The 17229-nt window shown below is 72.9% G+C and carries 15 protein-coding genes; 4 read left to right on the forward strand and 11 right to left on the reverse strand.

Annotated features, from left to right (window positions below):
• Positions 1–37: 37 nt before the first annotated feature.
• The 6 genes from ACFWUZ_RS15980 to hrcA form a co-directional block, all read right to left on the reverse strand.
• Positions 38–943, reverse strand: a complete 906-nt coding sequence (locus ACFWUZ_RS15980) for a ribonuclease Z (RefSeq protein WP_384372452.1) — start codon at positions 941–943, stop codon at positions 38–40.
• Positions 944–946: 3 nt separating this feature from the next.
• On the reverse strand, positions 947–1306 hold the full coding sequence (locus ACFWUZ_RS15985; RefSeq protein ID WP_384372454.1) for a histidine triad nucleotide-binding protein: 360 nt from the start codon (positions 1304–1306) through the stop codon (positions 947–949).
• A 102-nt stretch (positions 1307–1408) separates the two neighbouring features.
• A complete protein-coding gene (locus tag ACFWUZ_RS15990; RefSeq protein ID WP_384372456.1) occupies positions 1409–2152 on the reverse strand; it encodes a 16S rRNA (uracil(1498)-N(3))-methyltransferase in 744 nt (247 codons plus the stop codon).
• Complete coding sequence (locus ACFWUZ_RS15995) at positions 2149–3240, reverse strand: nitronate monooxygenase (RefSeq protein WP_384372458.1); 1092 nt, start codon at positions 3238–3240, stop codon at positions 2149–2151. Before ACFWUZ_RS15995 ends, ACFWUZ_RS15990 begins: the two co-directional genes overlap by 4 nt.
• 201 nt (positions 3241–3441) lie before the next feature.
• On the reverse strand, positions 3442–4578 hold the full coding sequence (gene dnaJ, locus ACFWUZ_RS16000; RefSeq protein WP_384372460.1) for a molecular chaperone DnaJ: 1137 nt from the start codon (positions 4576–4578) through the stop codon (positions 3442–3444).
• Positions 4579–5595 (reverse strand): heat-inducible transcriptional repressor HrcA, encoded by a 1017-nt coding sequence (gene hrcA, locus ACFWUZ_RS16005; protein ID WP_384372462.1) that lies wholly within the window; start codon positions 5593–5595, stop codon positions 4579–4581.
• 147 nt (positions 5596–5742) lie between these two features.
• Here hrcA and ACFWUZ_RS16010 point away from each other — a divergent pair, with 147 nt between their 5' ends.
• Entirely contained in the window at positions 5743–6468 is a 726-nt protein-coding gene (locus ACFWUZ_RS16010) for an MBL fold metallo-hydrolase (protein WP_384372464.1), read from the forward strand.
• Positions 6469–6496: 28 nt separating this feature from the next.
• Complete coding sequence (locus ACFWUZ_RS16015; protein WP_384372466.1) at positions 6497–7300, forward strand: DUF3097 domain-containing protein; 804 nt, start codon at positions 6497–6499, stop codon at positions 7298–7300.
• 50 nt (positions 7301–7350) lie between these two features.
• Here ACFWUZ_RS16015 and hemW read toward each other — a convergent pair whose 3' ends face one another.
• The 3 genes from hemW to lepA all read right to left on the reverse strand — a co-directional run bounded on the left by hemW (position 7351) and on the right by lepA (position 13162).
• Positions 7351–8583: a radical SAM family heme chaperone HemW gene (hemW, locus tag ACFWUZ_RS16020; protein WP_384372470.1), complete on the reverse strand. Its 1233-nt coding sequence runs from the start codon at positions 8581–8583 to the stop codon at positions 7351–7353.
• A 542-nt stretch (positions 8584–9125) separates the two neighbouring features.
• Complete coding sequence (locus ACFWUZ_RS16025) at positions 9126–11018, reverse strand: AMP-dependent synthetase/ligase (RefSeq protein WP_384372472.1); 1893 nt, start codon at positions 11016–11018, stop codon at positions 9126–9128.
• Positions 11019–11296: 278 nt separating this feature from the next.
• The gene (gene lepA, locus ACFWUZ_RS16030) at positions 11297–13162 is read right to left on the reverse strand and encodes a translation elongation factor 4 (RefSeq protein WP_362396689.1); all 1866 of its coding nucleotides are present in this window, start codon (positions 13160–13162) and stop codon (positions 11297–11299) included.
• Positions 13163–13419: 257 nt separating this feature from the next.
• Here lepA and rpsT point away from each other — a divergent pair, with 257 nt between their 5' ends.
• Entirely contained in the window at positions 13420–13686 is a 267-nt protein-coding gene (gene rpsT, locus ACFWUZ_RS16035; protein WP_030384651.1) for a 30S ribosomal protein S20, read from the forward strand.
• Positions 13687–13958: 272 nt separating this feature from the next.
• Here rpsT and ACFWUZ_RS16040 read toward each other — a convergent pair whose 3' ends face one another.
• The gene (locus tag ACFWUZ_RS16040; protein WP_384372475.1) at positions 13959–14579 is read right to left on the reverse strand and encodes a TetR/AcrR family transcriptional regulator; all 621 of its coding nucleotides are present in this window, start codon (positions 14577–14579) and stop codon (positions 13959–13961) included.
• A gap of 93 nt (positions 14580–14672) precedes the next feature.
• Between ACFWUZ_RS16040 and ACFWUZ_RS16045 the strand changes: the two genes are divergently transcribed.
• Positions 14673–16076, forward strand: coding sequence for an MFS transporter (locus ACFWUZ_RS16045; protein ID WP_384372477.1), 1404 nt, complete (start codon positions 14673–14675; stop codon positions 16074–16076).
• A gap of 97 nt (positions 16077–16173) precedes the next feature.
• On the opposite strand, the gene holA is transcribed toward ACFWUZ_RS16045, so the two are convergent.
• Positions 16174–17166, reverse strand: a complete 993-nt coding sequence (gene holA / locus ACFWUZ_RS16050; protein ID WP_384372479.1) for a DNA polymerase III subunit delta — start codon at positions 17164–17166, stop codon at positions 16174–16176.
• Positions 17167–17229: the final 63 nt, after the last annotated feature.

A 17229-nucleotide genomic window follows, 5' to 3' on the forward strand; every position in this document is an offset into this window, starting at 1 on the left:
CCGGTGCTGGAGGCCGGCGGAGCCGGGGCGGCGGCGTTCAGCCCCGCTTGGGCAAGGGCACGCGGACGAGGTCGGCCGCCACCGTCAGCTCGCCCTCGAACCCGGCCGCGCGCGCCTGCCGTTCGAACTCGGACGGGTCCCCGTACCGCTGCGAGAAGTGCGTGAGCACCAGGTGGCGCACGCCCGCGTCCCGCGCCACCCTGGCCGCCTGGCCGGCGGTGAGGTGGCCGTGGTCGGTGGCCAGGCGCTCGTCCTCGTCCAGGAAGGTCGACTCGATGACCAGCATGTCGCAGCCCTCGGCGAGCGCGTCCACACCGGGGCAGAGCCGGGTGTCCATGACGAAGGCGAACCGCTGTCCGGGCCGGTGCTCGCTGACGTCCTCCAGGGTGACCCCGCCGAGCTGCCCCTCGCGCTGGATGCGGCCGACGTCCGGCCCCTTGATCCCGTGCCGCACGAGCAGTTCGGGGACCATGCGGCGGCCGTCGGGCTCGGTCAGCCGATAGCCGAAGGACTCCACCGGGTGCGAGAGCAGCCGCGCCTCCAGGACGTACGAGGGCCCGTGTGCCAGGGTCCCGTCCGCGGCCACCGGTTCCTCGCGGAGCGGGACGGTCTCCCGGTAGGCGGTGGCGTAGCGCAGCCGCTCGAAGAACCTCTGCCCTGAGGCCGGGTAGTGCGCGGTGACGGGGTGCGGCACCTGATCGAGGTTGATGCGCTGGATCACCCCGGCGAGGCCGAGGCTGTGGTCACCGTGGAAATGGGTGATGCAGATGCGGTTGATGTCGTGGGCGGCCACCCCGGCCCGCAGCATCTGCCGCTGGGTGCCCTCGCCCGGGTCGAAGAGTATGCCCTCGCCGTCCCAGCGCAGCAGGTAGCCGTTGTGGTTGCGGTGGCGGGTGGGCACCTGGCTTGCGGTGCCCAGCACCACGAACTCGCGTACGGACACGGTCTATCCGGGGGGCCACTCGAGGCCGCGGCCGCCGAGCAGGTGGGCGTGGGCGTGGAAGACGGTCTGGCCGGCTCCGGCGCCGGTGTTGAAGACGATCCGGTAGCCGTGGTCGGTGATCTCCTCCTCCAGTGCGATCTGCCCGGCCTCGCGCAGCAGGTCGGCGGCGACGGCCGGTTCGGCCGCGGCCAGGGAGGCGGCGTCGGGGTAGTGCACCTTGGGGATCACGAGGACGTGGGTGGGCGCCTGCGGGTTGATGTCCCGGAAGGCCACGGTCGTCCCGGTCTCCCGGACGACGGTCGCCGGGATGTCCCCGGTGACGATCTTGCAGAACAGGCAGTCGGCCTGCGGTTCCCCGGCCATCGCTTCGCCTCCGTGTCGTTGATCGGTCCGGGCATCGTATCCCCGGACCGATCACGGCGCGGCGGGTGTTCCGGGCGTTCCCCGCCGCCGGCGGAAGACCGCCTAGGACCAGCGCCCGGTGCGGGCCAGCAGGACCGCCGTCGCCGCCGTGCCGGCGGTGGAGGTGCGCAGCACCGACGGGCCCAGCCGGCAGGGGTGGGCCCCGGCCTCGGCGAAGGCGGCCAGTTCCTCCGGGGAGACGCCGCCCTCGGGCCCGACCACCAGGACGACGGAGCCCGTGGCGGGCAGGTCGGCCGTGGCCAGTGCGCCCGAGGGGGCCTCGCGGTCCTCGTGGAGCACCACCGCGAGGTCGGCCCCGGCCAGCAGGGCCGCGACCTGCTTGGTGGACATGGCCTCCGCCACCTCGGGGAAGCGGACCCGGCGGGACTGCTTGCCCGCCTCCCGGGCGGTGGCCCGCCACTTGGCGAGGGACTTGGCGCCCCGGTCGCCGCGCCACTGCGTGATGCAGCGCGAGGCCTGCCACGGCACGATCGCGTCCACGCCCGTCTCGGTCATGGTCTCGACGGCCAGTTCACCGCGGTCCCCCTTGGGGAGGGCCTGGACCACGGTGATGCGGACGGGAGGCTCCGGCTCCCGTCCGGCCGAGGCGACCGCCACCGTCAGGCGGTCCTTGCCCTCCGTGGATTTCACGACCCCCTCGGCCCAGCCGCCCCGGCCGTCCGTGAGGACGACGGCCTCGCCCGGGTTCAGCCGCTTCACGGACACCGCGTGCCGGCCCTCGGGGCCCTCCAGGACGAACTCCGGCCCCGCGGGGACCTCCTCGACCACGAACACCGGGGCCGTCATGACGCACTCCTCATCTGCCGTGTCTTCAACGCGTTCTGTGCCGTGGCCAGTTCGGCCGCGAGCACCTCGACCAGCTCTCCCGCCGGCAGCGCCCGCGCCAGCCGGTGCCCCTGGCCGGCCCACAGGGCCATGCCCTGCGGGTCCCCGGCCGCGGCGGCCGCCTTGCGCAGCCCCGAGGTCATGTGGTGGATCTGCGGGTAGGCGGCCGGGGCGTACGGACCGTGCTCCCGCATGAAACGGTTCACCAGGCCCCGCGCCGGGCGCCCGGAGAAGGCCCGGGTCAGTTCCGTACGGACGAACAGCGGGTCCGTCAGCGCCTTCTTGTGCAGCGGGTGGGCCCCGGACTCCGGGCAGGCCAGGAAGGCCGTGCCGAGCTGGGCCGCCTCGGCGCCCGCCGCGAGCAGCGCCGCGATCTGCGAGCCCCGCATCAGCCCGCCCGCGGCGATGATCGGGAGGCCCACGCCTTCGCGGACCTGCGCCACCAGCGCGAGCAGCCCCACGGCCGCGGTGCCGTCCGCCTGCGGATCGTCGCGGTGGGTGCCCTGGTGGCCGCCGGCCTCCACGCCCTGGACGCAGACGGAGTCGGCGCCCGCCTCCTGCGCGGCCCTGGCCTCGTCGACGGAGGTCACGGTGACGACGGTGTGCGTACCGGCCTTGCGCAGGGCGGCGAGGACCGCGGACGAGGGGCAGCCGAAGGTGAACGAGACCACCGGGACGGGGTCTTCGAGGAGGATCGCGAGTTTGGCCTCGTAGCCGTCGTCACAGGTGCCGATGATGTCGTCGGGGGCGAGGGAGACGTCGTACCAGCTCGCCTCGCCCGCCAGCTGGCCGCGGTACGTCTCCACCGCGGCCGGGTCCACGTATCCCGTCTGCGGCATGAAGAGGTTCACGCCGAAGGGGCGCCGGGTGAGTGCGCGCACCCGTTTGATCTCCTGGTACATGCCGTCGGCGGTCTTGTAGCCGCCGGCCAGGAAGCCCAGCCCTCCCGCCTCGCACACGGCGGCGGCGAGCGGCGGACACGAGGCGCCGCCCGCCATGGGAGCCTGCACGACCGGGTGGGGGGAGAGACCGTTCAGTGCGGTGGACATGGACTGCATCGTGCCATGTCCCGCTCATCGCACCGAATCTCAGCATTCGCCTGGCATAGTCCGCTTCCCCGGGGCCTCGCGCCCGCTCCGCACGGCCCCGCGGACATGCGTCGAGCCCGGCCCCGGAAGGTTCCCGGGGCCGGGCTCGTACGCGAGGTCGCGGGCCGGCCGGCGGCTCGCCGGCAGCCGCCCGGCGGGCTGTCAGCGGCCGTTGAAGGCGTCCTTCAGGCGGCTGAACAGACCCTGCTGCCCCGGCGCGAACTGGCCCGTGGGCCGCTCCTCGCCGCGCAGCTTCGCCAGCTGGCGCAGCAGTTCCTCCTGCTGCGCGTCCAGCTTGTTCGGGGTGATGACCTCGACGTGGACGATCAGGTCGCCGCGTCCGCCGCCGCGCAGGTGGGTGACGCCGCGCCCGTGCAGCGGGATCGACTGGCCGGACTGGGTGCCGGGCCGGATGTCGATCTCCTCCAGGCCGTCCAGCGTCTCCAGCGGGCACTTCGTGCCGAGGGACGCCGCCGTCATCGGGATGGTCACCGTGCAGTGCAGGTCGTCCCCGCGCCGCTGGAAGACCGTGTGCGGCAGCTCGTGGATCTCCACGTACAGGTCGCCGGCGGGGCCGCCGCCGGGGCCGACCTCGCCCTCACCCGCGAGCTGGATGCGGGTGCCGTTCTCGACGCCCGCCGGGATCTTGACCGTGAGGCTGCGGCGGGAGCGGACCCGGCCGTCGCCCGCGCACTCGGGGCACGGGGTCGGGACGACGGTGCCGAAGCCCTGGCACTGCGGGCAGGGGCGCGAGGTCATGACCTGGCCCAGGAAGGACCGGGTGACCTGCGACACCTCACCGCGGCCACGGCACATGTCACACGTCTGCGCGGAGGTGCCGGGGGCGGCACCCTCACCGGAGCAGGTGGTGCACACCACGGCCGTGTCGACCTGGATGTCCTTGGTGGTCCCGAAGGCCGCCTCGTCCAGCTCCAGGTCCAGGCGGATCATGGCGTCCTGGCCGCGGCGGGTCCGCGAGCGCGGGCCGCGCTGCGAGGCCTGGCCGAAGAAGGCGTCCATGATGTCCGAGAAGTTGCCGAAGCCGCCCGCACCGAAGCCGCCCGCACCGCCGCCGCCGGCGGCTGACAGCGGGTCGCCGCCGAGGTCGTAGGTCTGCTTCTTCTGCGGGTCCGAGAGCACCTCGTACGCGGCGTTGATCTCCTTGAAGCGCTCCTGCGTCTTCGGGTCCGGATTCACGTCCGGGTGGAGTTCGCGCGCGAGGCGGCGGAAGGCCTTCTTGATCTCGTCCTGCGATGCGTCGCGGCGCACGCCGAGAACGGCGTAGTAGTCCGTGGCCACTTACGACTCCGCCAGGATCTGTCCGACGTAACGTGCCACTGCGCGTACCGCTCCCATCGTTCCGGGGTAGTCCATGCGGGTCGGTCCGACCACGCCGAGTTTGGCGACTGTTTCGCCGCCCGAACCGTAACCGACCGAGACGACGGACGTGGAGTTCAGTCCCTCGTAGGCATTCTCATGCCCGATCCGTACGGCCATTCCCGACTCGTTGGCCTCGCCCAGCAGCTTGAGGAGCACGACCTGCTCCTCCAGCGCCTCCAGGACGGGCCTGATCGTCAGGGGAAAATCGTGTCCGAAGCGCGTGAGATTGGCGGTGCCGCCGATCATCAGCCGCTCCTCGGCTTCCTCGACCAGGGTTTCGAGGAGCGTGGCGAGCACGGTGGAGACCGTGCCGCGGTCCTCGGCCTCGAAGGACTCGGGGAGGTCCTGGACGAGCGGGGGCACGTCGGTGAAGCGCCGGCCGACGACCCTGCTGTTGAGCCGGGCCCGCAGATCGGCGAGGGAAGCCTCGCCGAAGGGGCTCGGGCAGTCGACCAGCCGCTGCTCGACGCGCCCGGTGTCCGTGATCAGTACGAGCATCAGGCGCGCGGGAGCGAGCGAGAGCAGCTCCACGTGCCGGACGGTCGACCGGGTCAGGCTCGGGTACTGGACGACGGCGACCTGCCGGGTGAGCTGCGCGAGCAGCCGTACCGTCCGGCCGACCACGTCGTCGAGGTCGACGGCGCCGTCGAGGAAGTTCTGGATCGCCCGGCGCTCGGGCGACGACAGCGGCTTGACCCCCGCCAGCTTGTCGACGAAGAGGCGGTAGCCCTTGTCGGTGGGGATCCGGCCGGCGCTGGTGTGGGGCTGGGCGATGTAGCCCTCTTCCTCCAGCACGGCCATGTCGTTGCGCACGGTGGCGGGCGAGACGCCGAGCCGGTGCCGCTCGGTGAGCGCCTTGGAGCCGACGGGCTCCTCCGTCCCGACGTAGTCCTGGACGATGGCGCGCAGCACTTCGAGTCTGCGTTCGCTGAGCATCGCGCACACCTCCAGCTGTGGTCCGTTGCCTTGTTCGTCGCCTGGTGACTGGCACTCTGTGCGTTCGAGTGCCAGAGATCCCCCGCTCAGTGTACGGCCGGGTGGTGAGACCCTGGCAAGGGCGGCCCGCCAGGGTAGCGTCGCGGCATGGACGTACGGTGGGAAGAGGCGGGCTGGGAACGGCTGACCGGGCGGGCCGGCCGCAGGAGGCTCCCGGTGTGGGATTGCACGGCGGGGCTGGTGGTGGGGGACGACTCGGTGCTCCTGGTAGACCCCGGTTCCTGCCTCCGCGAGGGGGCGGAGCTGCGCGAGCAGGCGGAGCGGCTGACGGGACGCCGGGTGACCCATATCGCATTCACACACGGACATTTCGACCATGTGCTGGGTGCTGCCGCCTTCGCCGGTGCCGAGGTGTTCGGGGCGGTGGGCCTGGACGCGGTGCTGTCCGTGGAGCGCGAGGAACTGCGGGAGAGCGCGGTGCGGCACGGCCTGGCGGCGTCCGAGGCCGCCGAGGCGACGGCCTCGCTGGTGCTGCCGCGCCACCCGGTGACCGGCGAGTGGACGCTGGACCTCGGCGGGCTCCAGGTGCTGCTGGCCAATGTGGGGCCCGGCCACAGCGGGCACGACCTCGCCGTCTTCGTGCCCGGCGAGCGCGAGGTGGTCTTCTGCGGGGATCTGGTGGAGGAGTCCGGCGAACCCCAGGCGGGCAGCGACGCGGCGCCTCGGCAGTGGCCCGCGGCGCTGGACCGGCTGCTGTCGCTGGGCGGGGAGGACGCGCTGTACGTACCGGGCCACGGAGCGGTGGTGGACGCCGGCTTCGTCCGTGAGCAACGCGCCACACTGGCCGCCCGTTTCGGCGTGTCGGAGGCGTGACGGCCGCGGCTCTCCTACTGTCGGCCGGATGCGCGAGTACTCCCCCGACCTGACCCCCCAGTGGAAGCGCCCCCGGGCCGTGCCGGAGGTGGCGGCGGAAACCGATCTGGTGGTGGAGGTCGCCGGTACGGACTTCTGCGGTGCGGTGGTGGCCTGCGAGGCGGGCACGGTCACGCTGGAGGACCGCTTCGGCAAGCGCCGGGTGTTCCCGATGGAGCCGCGCGGCTTCCTGCTGGAGGGGGCCGTGGTCACCCTGGTCCGCCCGTCACGGGCTCCGGCGGCCCCCGCGCGCACCGCGTCCGGTTCGCTCGCCGTGCCGGGTGCCCGGGCGCGGGTGGCCCGCGCGGGCCGGATCTACGTCGAGGGCCGGCACGACGCCGAGCTGGTGGAGCGGGTCTGGGGGGACGACCTGCGGATCGAGGGCGTGGTGGTGGAGTACCTGGAGGGCATCGACGACCTGCCGGCCGTCGTGGCCGAGTTCGGGCCCGCCCCGGACGCCCGGCTGGGGATCCTGGTGGACCACCTGGTGCCGGGCTCGAAGGAGTCCCGCATCGCGGCGTCGGTGACCTCGCCGGACGTCCTGATCGCGGGCCATCCGTACGTGGACGTCTGGCAGGCGGTGAAGCCGTCCGCACTGGGCATCGCCGCCTGGCCGGTGGTCCCGCCCGGCCAGGACTGGAAGACCGGCATCTGCCGGGCGCTGGGCTGGCCGGAGAACACGGGGGCCGCCTGGCAGCACATCCTGTCGCGCGTGACCTCGTACCGGGACCTTGAGCCGACCCTGCTGGGCCGCGTCGAGGAGCTGATCGACTTCGTCACGGCCGGACCGTGACCAAACCGGGCGGGCACGTCGCGGTCCGGCCGGGACCCGCCCGCGTGCGGTCAGTCCACGAGGTCGCGGACCACCGCGTCGGCGAGCAGCCGTCCGCGCAGGGTCAGCACGGCCCGCCCGGCCTCGTACGGTGCGGCTTCCAGGAGGCCGTCCGCGAGGGCCTTGCGGGACGCGGCGAGACCGGCCGGGGCGAGCAGCGACAGCGGGCAGCCGTCCACCAGCCGCAGCTCCAGCAGGATGCGCTCCACCCTGCGGTCCTCCCCGGACAGGAGCTCGCGCCCCGCGCCCGGGGAGCGGCCCTCCGCCAGGGCCGCCGCGTAGGCACCCGGGTGCTTGACGTTCCACCACCTGACCCCGCCGACGTGCGAGTGCGCGCCGGGGCCCGCGCCCCACCAGTCGGCGCCGCGCCAGTACAGCTCGTTGTGCAGGCAGCGCCCGGCCTCGGAGGTGGCCCAGTTCGACACCTCGTACCAGGAGTAGCCGGCCTGCGCCATGACCTCGTCCGCGATCAGGTACCGGTCGGCGTGCACGTCGTCGTCCGTCATGGGGACCTCGCCCCGGCGGATCCGGCGGGCCAGCTGGGTGCCCTCCTCGACGATCAGGGCGTACGCCGAGACGTGGTCGGGCCCGGCTCCGAGGGCCGCGGACAGGGAGTCCCGCCAGTCCTGGTCCGTCTCGCCCGGTGTCCCGTAGATCAGGTCCAGGTTCACGTGCTCGAAGCCCGCGGCCCGCGCCTCCGCCACGCAGGCCTCCGGGCGGCCCGGGGTGTGCGTGCGGTCGAGCACCTTCAGGACGTGCTGCTTCGCGCTCTGCATGCCGAAGGAGACCCGGTTGAAGCCGCCGGCGCGCAGCTCGGCCAGGTAGGCCGGGTCCACGGACTCCGGGTTGGCCTCGGTGGTGATCTCGGCGTCATCGGCCAGGCCGAACTCGTCGCGGATCGCCGCGAGCATCCGGACGAGGTCCCCGGCCGGCAGCAGCGTCGGCGTACCGCCGCCGACGAAGACGGTGCGCACGGCCCTCGGGTCGTCCCCGAGCACCTTCCGTGCGAGGCGTACCTCGTCGATCAGGGTGTCGGCGTAGTTCTCCCGCGAGGCGAGCACACCTCCGGTACCCCGCAGCTCGGTCGCCGTGTAGGTGTTGAAGTCGCAGTACCCGCACCGCGTGGCGCAGTACGGGACGTGCAGGTAGAACCCGAGGGGCCGCTCCCCCGCGCCCTCCAGGGCGTGCGACGGCAGCGAGCCGTCTCCGGGCATGGGTTCACCGTCGGGCAGTGCGGAAGGCATACCCCCATTGTCCCGCACCGCACACCACCCCGGCCCCGCCGACCGCATCCCACCGGGCACAGCCGAATCCGGCCTCACCGGGCGCAGCCGAATCCGGCCTCACCGGGCGCAGCCGAATCCGGCCTCACCGGGCGCAGCCGAATCCGGCCTCACCGGGCGCAGCCGAATCCGGCCTCACGGGACGCAGCCGAACCACCCCACCGGCCTCCACCGAATGCAGCCGGCACCGGGCGCACCCCACCCCGGCCCAGGCGAACCAGGCCGGCTGAATCCGGCCTCACCGGGCGCAGCCGAAGCCAGCCGGCACCGGGCTCCACCGAATCCAGCCCGCCGGGCCCAGCCCATCCAGCCGGCACCGGGCTCCGCCGAATCCAGCCCCGCCGGCGTTTGAGGCGCGGGGTCTGGGGCGGAGCTCCGGGAAGCGGCCCGCAGGGAACGGCACAGCCGGCGCGCAGCCCGGCCCGGCACTCCCGGCCACCGGCAGGGGAACGGCGGGGCGGTCCCCCGCCCCGCCCCACCGAGCCCGCGGCAGGCGCCCGGCGTCAGGCCTCTCGGGAGCCCTCGTACATCTCGTCGATCAGGTGCTTGAACTCACGCTCGACCACCGGCCGCTTCAGCTTGAGGCTGGGCGTCAGGTCCCCGTGCTCGACGTCCAGGTCCCGCGGCAGCAGCCGGAACTTCTTCACCGTCTGCCAGCGCTGCAGGCCCTCGTTCAGGGTCTGCACGTACGTCTCGATGAGCCGGTTGGTCTCCGGCGCCGCCAGGACCTCCCCGTACGTCTTGCCCTCCAGCCCGTTCCCGGCTGCCCAGCCCAGGATCGACGGCTCGTCGAGGGCGATCAGGGCGGAGCAGAAGTTCCGGTCGGCGCCGTGGACGACGATGGTCGACACGTACGGGCAGATCGCCTTGAACCGGCCCTCGATCTCCGCCGGGGCGACGTACTTGCCGCCCGAGGTCTTGATCAGGTCCTTCTTGCGGTCGGTGATGCGCAGGTAGCCGTCGGCCGACAGCTCGCCGATGTCGCCCGTGTGCAGCCAGCCGTCGGACTCCAGGACCTCGGCGGTCTTCTCCGGCTGCCCGTGGTAGCCCTGCATGATGCCGGGGCCGCGGAGCAGCACCTCGCCGTCGTCGGCGATGCGGACCTCGGTGCCGGGGAGCGGCTTGCCGACCGTGCCGGTGCGGTAGGCCTCGCCCGGGTTGACGAAGGAGGCCGCGCTGGACTCGGTCAGGCCGTAGCCCTCCAGGATGTGGATGCCCGCGCCGGAGAAGAAGTAGCCGATGTCGGGTGCCAGGGCGGAGGCGCCGGAGACGGCGGCGCGCAGGTTCCCGCCGAAGGCGTCGCGGAGCTTGGAGTAGACGAGCGCGTCGGCGATCTTGTGCTTGGTGGTGAGGCCGAAGGGCGCGGTCGCCTGGCCGGTGCGGCGGAAGTTGTCCTGGGTGACCTTGGCGTACTCTCGGGCGACGCCGACCGACCACTGGAAGATCTTGTACTTGGCGCCGCCGGCGAGGCGGGCCTTGGCGGCCACGCCGTTGTAGACCTTCTCGAAGATGCGCGGGACGGCGGCCATGTACGTCGGCTGCACGACCGGCAGGTTCTCGATGATCTTGTCGACCCGGCCGTCGACGGCGGTCACGTGCCCGGCCTCGATCTGCCCGGAGGTCAGCACCTTGCCGAAGACGTGGGCCAGCGGCAGCCACAGGTACTGGACGTCCTGCTTGCCGATCAGACCGGTCGCGACCATGGCCTTGGCCATGTACGACCAGTTGTCGTGCGGCAGCCGGACGCCCTTGGGGCGGCCGGTGGTGCCGGAGGTGTAGATGAGGGTGGCGAGCTGGTCGGAGGTGATGGAAGCGATCCGCTCCTTCACCGCCTCGGGGTGCTTGACGAGGTACTCCTTGCCGAGCGCCTCGAGGTCGGCGAGGGAGAGCACCCAGCCCTCGGGGTCGCCTTCGGCGGCGACCGCGTCGGCGGCCTCCATGACCACGACGTGGGCAAGTTTCGGCAGGTCGGTGCGGCGCTCGCGCGCCTTGGCCAGCTGCTGCGCGTCCTCGGCGATGAGCACCCGGCTCTCGGAGTCGGCGAGGATGAACGCCGACTCGTCCGCGTTGGTGCTGGGGTAGACGGTGGTGACCGCACCGCCGGCGCACATGACGCCGAGGTCGGAGAGGATCCACTCCACCCGGGTGTTGGAGGCGAGCGCGACGCGCTCCTCCGTCCCGAGGCCGAGGGAGATCAGGCCGGCGGCGATGGCGAAGACCCGCTCGGCCGCCTGGCCCCAGCTGAGCGACTTCCAGTCGTCGGCGGCGCCGGGGCCGCCGGACGAGGGCACCGGGTAGCGGTACGCCTCGTCGTTCGGCGTCGCTGCGACGCGCTCAAGGAAGAGCACCGCCACGGTGGGCGGGCGGTTCTCGAGATAGGTCTGTGTGTCGCTCACGACATCCTCCGGACCGGTCCACGCGGCAGAGCGTGGGCGTGGGGCGCTTGGGGGGCGCTTGGGACTGGCGGGTTTACAGCCGTTTGCCATTTTTAAACTGGCGAGTAACCGTCGAGCGTTGATCAGCCTAGAGGCCGACCGGCCGGTGCGTAAGGGGCCGCAAGCGGCCGGTTCATAACGAAAGAGGCCCCCACGCGTGTGCGTGGGGGCCTGATTCCGTACCCATGTCCCAAGTGCCCGTTCCAGCCGCACCCGGGCCCGGGCGGGTCCGGCGCGGGCTACTTCTTCTTGCCGCCGGACTCGTCGCTGGACAGGACGGCGATGAAGGCCTCCTGCGGGACCTCCACGGAGCCGACCATCTTCATCCGCTTCTTGCCTTCCTTCTGCTTCTCCAGCAGCTTCCGCTTACGGGAGATGTCACCGCCGTAGCACTTGGCGAGGACGTCCTTGCGGATGGCGCGGATGGTCTCGCGGGCGATGACCCGCGAACCGATCGCGGCCTGGATCGGCACCTCGAAGGCCTGCCGCGGGATGAGCTCGCGCAGCTTGGCGACCAGGCGCACGCCGTAGGCGTAGGCGGCGTCCTTGTGGGTGACGGCGGAGAAGGCGTCGACCTTGTCGCCGTGCAGCAGGATGTCGACCTTGACCAGGCTGCCGGACTGCTCGCCGGTGGGCTCGTAGTCCAGGGAGGCGTAACCGCGCGTCTTGGACTTCAGCTGGTCGAAGAAGTCGAAGACGATCTCCGCGAGCGGCAGGGTGTAGCGGATCTCCACCCGGTCCTCGGAGAGGTAGTCCATGCCGAGGAGGGTGCCGCGGCGCTGCTGGCACAGCTCCATGATCGCGCCGATGAACTCGGTGGGCGCGAGCACGGTGGCGCGGACGACCGGCTCGAACACGTCCGAGATCTTGCCCTCGGGGAACTCGCTCGGGTTGGTGACGGTGACTTCCTTGCCGTCCTCCATGACCACCCGGTAGACCACGTTCGGCGCGGTGGCGATGAGGTCGAGGCCGAACTCGCGCTCCAGGCGCTCGCGGACCACGTCCAGGTGGAGCAGGCCGAGGAAGCCGACGCGGAAGCCGAAGCCGAGCGCCGCCGAGGTCTCCGGCTCGTACACGAGCGCGGCGTCGTTCAGCTGGAGCTTGTCCAGGGCCTCGCGCAGGTCCGGGTAGTCCGAGCCGTCGAGCGGGTACAGGCCCGAGAAGACCATGGGCCGCGGGTCCTTGTAGCCGCCGAGCGCCTCGGTGGCGCCGTTGTGCAGGCTGGTGATGGTGTCACCGACCTTGGACTGACGGACGTCCTTCACGCCGGTGATGATGTAGCCCACCTCGCCGACGCCGATGCCGTCGGACGGGGTCATCTCCGGGGAGGAGACGCCGATCTCCAGCAGCTCGTGCGTGGCGCCGGTGGACATCATCCGGATGCGCTCGCGCTTGTTCAGCTGGCCGTCGACCACACGGACGTAGGTCACGACGCCGCGGTACGAGTCGTAGACCGAGTCGAAGATCATCGCGCGGGCCGGGGCGTCCTTGACGCCGACCGGGGCCGGGACCGTGGCGACGACCTTGTCGAGCAGCGCCTCGACACCGAGACCGGTCTTCGCCGAGACGCGCAGCACGTCCTCCGGCTGGCATCCGATCAGGTTCGCGAGCTCCTCGGCGAACTTCTCCGGCTGGGCCGCCGGCAGGTCGATCTTGTTCAGGACGGGAACGATCGCGAGGTCGTTCTCCATCGCCAGGTACAGGTTGGCGAGGGTCTGCGCCTCGATGCCCTGGGCGGCGTCCACCAGGAGCACCGTGCCCTCGCAGGCGGCGAGGGAGCGCGAGACCTCGTAGGTGAAGTCGACGTGCCCGGGGGTGTCGATCATGTTGAGGATGTGGGTGCTGCCCTGACCCTCGCCCGTGGTCGGCGCCCACGGAAGCCGGACGGCCTGGGACTTGATCGTGATGCCGCGCTCACGCTCGATGTCCATGCGGTCGAGGTACTGGGCGCGCATCTGCCGCTGGTCGACCACGCCGGTGATCTGGAGCATCCGGTCGGCAAGCGTCGACTTGCCGTGGTCGATGTGCGCGATGATGCAGAAGTTGCGGATCAGCGCCGAGTCGGTACGGCTCGGCTCGGGCACGTGGCTGGGGATCGCGGGCACGCAGTGTCCTGATTCTCGGGTCGCAGTCGGAAGCGTTTGCGGAGCGTCGGTCGGCGCGCAGATCCGGCTCCCGTCGCCCTCGGCGGCGTGATCTCGGATCTGTACGCAGACTCCCATGGTCCCATGGACGGGGCAGTGCGCTCGGTTTGGGCCGCCCGGAGCGTGCCTGGTAGCCTGGGCAGCTGTGTCTCGTATGCCCTCTCAGCTGTCGAGGCACGATCCGAAGAACAAAACTCTGAACCTGCAAAGGCTCTTTCGTGGCGAACATCAAGTCCCAGATCAAGCGGAACAAGACGAACGAGAAGGCGCGCCTGCGCAACAAGGCCGTCAAGTCCTCGCTCAAGACCGCGATCCGCAAGGCCCGCGAGGCCGTCGTCGCCGGTGACGTCGAGAAGGCCACCGTGGCTTCTCGCGCTGCCGCGCGTGCGCTCGACAAGGCTGTCTCGAAGGGTGTCATCCACAAGAACGCCGCCGCCAACAAGAAGTCGGCGCTGGCCACCAAGGTTGCCTCCCTCCAGGGCTGAGCTCCTGATGTGATCGCCGGGTAAGGATCCAGCGGGCCCTCTCTCCCGCTCCCGACCGGCACCCCGCGCCGCACACGAAGCGTTCGCCACGCGGGTGCGGCGCAACCGAGCAGTGACCGAAGGCCCCGGCCTCCACCCTTCCCCAGGGTGGTCGCCGGGGCCTTCGTGCGTGCCCGGCCCTGAGCTGGGCGGACGTCCAGGCGGGCGTCGGGGCTGCCGTACCGGTGTCGCGCCTGCCTGCCGTCCCGCGCCGACCGGCCGCGGCCCGCCCGTCAGCCGGTCAGCGCGGCCAGCACGGTCGAGGTGAGGACCTCGGGGGCTTCCGCGGCCTCCATCCGCCCTGCCTGGACCTCGGCCGCGGCGGCGTGGACGAGGCTGTAGACGACCGTGACCAGCCAGTCCGCGGACAGGTCCGAGCGCAGCTCGCCGGTCTCCTGTCCGCGCAGGACCAGCCGGCGGACGGGAGCGAGGATCCGCTCGTGGCGCTCGCGCAGCCGCTCGGGCGGGAGGGCGGCGGAGACCGCGGCGAAGACGGCGGAGTGCCGGTCGAGGAGCCGCCAGGAGGTACGGACGAGCCGGCGGAGCTCCTCGGCAGTGCCTCCCGGGCCCGCCGGGGCCTCGGCGGCGCCGGGGGCCTCCCCGCGGAGCCCGTCGAGGGCGGCGGCCGCTTCGGCGACGGCCCGGTCGAGGGCGGCGTCGAGGAGCGCCTCGCGGGTGGGGAAGTGGGAGTAGAGGGTGACCCGGCTGACGCCCGCGGCGCGGGCGACGGCCGCCATGCTCGCCTGCGGGTCGGCGAGGAAGCAGTCCAGGCCCGCATCGACGATCGCGGCAGTGTTGCGCTCGGCGTCTGCGCGGCGGGGCCGGGGGGCGGGTCGGGTGGCATCGGGGACCATGCAGTCAAACTTAACACCTGTGTTCACATTCCAGCGGCGGGCCTGCATACTGCATTCCTAACACCCCTGTTAAGTTTAGGAGGCGGATCCGTCATGCCCGCACACGCCGAGCACCACCGCGGCCAGGAGCAGGAACGCGTTCATGGGCCCGAGGACGCCCACGCCCACGCGTCCGCCGCGCACCCCCACCGGTGGCGCCTGCTCTTCCTTCTGTGCCTGGCCCAGTTCCTGCTCATCGCGGACGTCACCGTGGTGAACGTGGCCCTGCCCGCCGTCGGCGACGACCTCGGCCTCTCCTCGTCCGGGCTCACCCGGGTCGTCACCGCGTACACCCTCTTCTTCGGGTCCCTGCTGCTGGTGGGCGGGCGGCTGGCCGACCGGTTCGGGGCCCGCCGGACGTTCCTGGCGGGGCTGACGCTGTTCACCGCGGCCTCGATGGCGTCCGGGCTCGCCACGGGAGGCGCCGCGCTGATCGCCGCGCGGTCGGCGCAGGGGGTCGGCGCGGCACTGCTCTCGCCCGCCGCGATGGCCCTGGTCATGGCGCTGTTCCAGGGGCCGTCGCGGCACCGGGCCCTCGGCGTCTGGGCGGCGGTCGGCGGAGCGGGCGCGGCCGTCGGCGTCCTGCTCGGCGGGATCCTCGCCGACGGACCCGGCTGGCGCTGGATCTTCTACGTCAACCTGCCGGCCGGGGTGCTGGCGCTGATCGCCGTCCCGCTGCTGCTGGGGCCCCCGCTGCGCGCACCCGGCGACCCCGCGGCGCGCCGTGCACCCCTGGACGTGCCGGGGGCGCTGCTCCTGACGGCCGCTTCGGCCGCCCTCGTCCACGGCCTGACGGAACGCTCCTGGCCCTGGCTCGCCGCGGCCGTGGCGGCGGGGGCCGTGCTGGCCCTGGTCCAGCGCCGCACCCCGCACCCGCTGCTCCCCCCGGCTCTGCCGGGCCGGCGATCGCTGCTGGGCGGCAGCGCGGTGATGCTGGGGGCGGCCGGACTGTTGGTGGCGGGGTTCTACCTGAGCTCCCTGCACATCCAGCACACCCTCGGGCGGAGCCCGCTGGTCACCGGTCTGGCCTTCCTCCCGGTGGCGGTGGCCGTCACCGCGGGGGCACACCTGGGCGGTCCGGCCGTTGCCCGCTTCGGCTGGCGTCCGGTCGGCGCGGCCGCCTTCGCCCTGGCCGCGGCCGGAGCGGCCCTGGCTCCGGCCGGCGGGCTCTGGACGGGCCTCGTCCCCGGGTTCGCCCTGCTGGCCCTGGGTCTCGGCGCGGCCTTCGTCTGCGCCACCACGGCCGCCCTCTCGGAGGTCGCCCCGGAACACTCGGGCCTGGCCTCCGGCACGGTCGGCACGGCCCACGAACTCGGCGCGGCCCTCGGCGTGGCCGCCCTCGCGTCGGGGGGCTTCACCGCCCTGCCCTTCCCGGCGCTGGCCCTGGCCCTGGCCGCAGCGGTCCTCCTCCCCGCCGGCCACCCCTCCCCCTCGGCAGCCCGCGCGACGGCCCACTGACCGGCCGGGCGCGCCCGGCCGCCCGCCTCCCTCCGCACACGCCAACGGCACGGGCGGCCCGGAGACGGACCGCGGGTCCCGGGGGGCGGAGGACCTCCTACCGGCGCTGGGGGCGGGCGGCGCGGGCCACGGCCACGACCGCCTTCTCCAGGGCGTACTCCGGGTCGTCGCCGCCGCCCTTGACCCCCGCGTCGGCGGCGGCCACAGCGCGCAGGGCGTCCGCGACCCCGTCCGCGGACCAGCCGCGCATCTGCTGGCGGACCCGGTCGATCTTCCAGGGCGGCATGCCCAGGTCCCGCGCCAGGTCGCCCGGGCGGGCCCCGCGCGGGGCGGAGGCCAGCTTGCCGATGGCGCGTACCGCCTGGGCCAGCGCGCTGGTGATCAGGACCGGCGCCACCCCGGTGGACAGCGACCAGCGCAGGGCTTCGAGCGCCTCGGCCGCGCGGCCCTCCACGGCCCGGTCCGCGACGGTGAAGCTGGAGGCCTCGGCCCTGCCCGTGTAGTAACGGCCCACGACGGCTTCGTCGATGGTGCCCTCGACGTCCGCGCACAGTTGCGCGGCGGCGCTCGCCAGCTCGCGCAGGTCGCTGCCGATCGCGTCCACGAGCGTCTGGCACGCCTCGGGGGTCGCCGACCGGCCCAGCGTGCGGAACTCGCCCCGAACGAAGGCCAGCCGGTCCGCCGCCTTGGTCATCTTCGGGCAGGCGACCTCCCGCGCTCCCGCCTTCCGGGCCGCGTCCAGCAGCCCCTTCCCCTTGACCCCGCCCGCATGGAGCAGGACGAGGGTGATCTCCTCGAAGGGCGCGGCGATGTACGCCTTGACTTCCTTGACCGTGTCCGCGGAGAGGTCCTGCGCATTGCGCACGACCAGCACCTTGCGCTCGGAGAAGAGCGACGGGCTCGTCATCTCCGCCAGCGTGCCGGGCTGGAGCTGCTCGGGGGCGAGGTCGCGCACGTCCGTGTCGGAGTCGGCGGCGCGGGCGGCCGCCACCACCTCCCGTACGGCACGGTCGAGCAGCAGGTCCTCCTGCCCCACCGCGAGGGTGAGCGGGGCAAGCAGATCGTCGGTGGAATTCTTCCTGGTGGCCATCGCCTCCAGCATCCCACGCCGCACTGACAGTCCCCCGCGCCGCGGGCCCCCTCACCCGGTGTC

The sequence above is a fragment of the Streptomyces sp. NPDC058646 genome (genome assembly GCF_042716875.1).
In the GTDB taxonomy this organism is placed as follows: domain Bacteria; phylum Actinomycetota; class Actinomycetes; order Streptomycetales; family Streptomycetaceae; genus Streptomyces.

What these genes read in the sequence shown, in the direction of transcription:
- ACFWUZ_RS16045 (WP_384372477.1), top strand. Translation starts at nt 14,673, where the DNA reads ATGCCCGCACACGCCGAGCACCACCGCGGCCAGGAGCAGGAACGCGTT.
- holA (WP_384372479.1), bottom strand. Translation starts at nt 17,166, where the DNA reads ATGGCCACCAGGAAGAATTCCACCGACGATCTGCTTGCCCCGCTCACC.
- ACFWUZ_RS15990 (WP_384372456.1), bottom strand. Translation starts at nt 2,152, where the DNA reads ATGACGGCCCCGGTGTTCGTGGTCGAGGAGGTCCCCGCGGGGCCGGAG.
- ACFWUZ_RS15985 (WP_384372454.1), bottom strand. Translation starts at nt 1,306, where the DNA reads ATGGCCGGGGAACCGCAGGCCGACTGCCTGTTCTGCAAGATCGTCACC.
- ACFWUZ_RS16010 (WP_384372464.1), top strand. Translation starts at nt 5,743, where the DNA reads ATGGACGTACGGTGGGAAGAGGCGGGCTGGGAACGGCTGACCGGGCGG.
- ACFWUZ_RS15995 (WP_384372458.1), bottom strand. Translation starts at nt 3,240, where the DNA reads ATGTCCACCGCACTGAACGGTCTCTCCCCCCACCCGGTCGTGCAGGCT.
- ACFWUZ_RS16015 (WP_384372466.1), top strand. Translation starts at nt 6,497, where the DNA reads ATGCGCGAGTACTCCCCCGACCTGACCCCCCAGTGGAAGCGCCCCCGG.
- hrcA (WP_384372462.1), bottom strand. Translation starts at nt 5,595, where the DNA reads ATGCTCAGCGAACGCAGACTCGAAGTGCTGCGCGCCATCGTCCAGGAC.
- hemW (WP_384372470.1), bottom strand. Translation starts at nt 8,583, where the DNA reads ATGCCTTCCGCACTGCCCGACGGTGAACCCATGCCCGGAGACGGCTCG.
- ACFWUZ_RS16040 (WP_384372475.1), bottom strand. Translation starts at nt 14,579, where the DNA reads ATGGTCCCCGATGCCACCCGACCCGCCCCCCGGCCCCGCCGCGCAGAC.